Raw genomic sequence first — 764 nt, 5'->3', positions numbered from 1 at the left:
GCGTGTTCGGTGGCGGTGGTCGATCGATGGGCACCGGGCCGGGTGATGATCAACGCCTACGGCCCCACCGAAACCACCATCTACACCACCATGACCGGGCCCCTGACACCGGCAACCACCCCGGTACCCATCGGCACACCGGTACCCGGAGCCGCCCTGTTCGTCCTCGACCACCACCTACAACCGGTACCCCCGGGAACCACCGGCGAACTCTACGTCGCCGGCAGGGGAGTGGGCACCGGATACTGGCAGCGCAGCGCACTGACCGCCGCACGCTTCCTGGCCTGCCCCCACGGCCCACCAGGAACCCGCATGTACCGCACCGGCGACCTCGTCCGCTGGCGCCCCGACGGACAACTCGACTACCTCGGCCGCGCCGACGAACAAGTCAAAATCCGCGGCTACCGAATCGAACTCGGCGAAATCCAGGCCGCCCTGACCAACCTCGACGGCATCGAGAACGCCGCCGTCACCACCCACCAAGACCACCCCGGCGACACCCGCCTCATCGCCTACATCACCGGCACAGCCGACCCCACCACCGTCCGCACCGCACTGACCCACCAACTCCCGCCCTACATGGTGCCCACCACCATCATCACCCTCGACACCCTGCCCCTGACCATCAACGGCAAACTCGACACCACAGCCCTACCCCCACCCCAACACCACACCCACACCGACACCTACCACCCACCCACCACACCCACCGAAGAAATCCTGGCCGACATCTACGCCCAGGTACTGGGCCTCGACCACGCGGG

At 67.4% G+C, this 764-nt stretch carries 1 protein-coding gene; it reads left to right on the top strand.

The genetic code is table 11. The features are described 5' to 3' along the window. A partial coding sequence (locus JDV09_RS26465) for an AMP-binding protein (RefSeq protein WP_221372095.1) occupies window positions 1-764 on the top strand: 764 nt, incomplete at both ends.

The organism is Mycolicibacterium xanthum (assembly GCF_019710635.1).
Taxonomy (GTDB): Bacteria; Actinomycetota; Actinomycetes; order Mycobacteriales; family Mycobacteriaceae; genus Mycobacterium; species Mycobacterium xanthum.
This window is presented reverse-complemented; position numbering and strand designations above follow the sequence as displayed.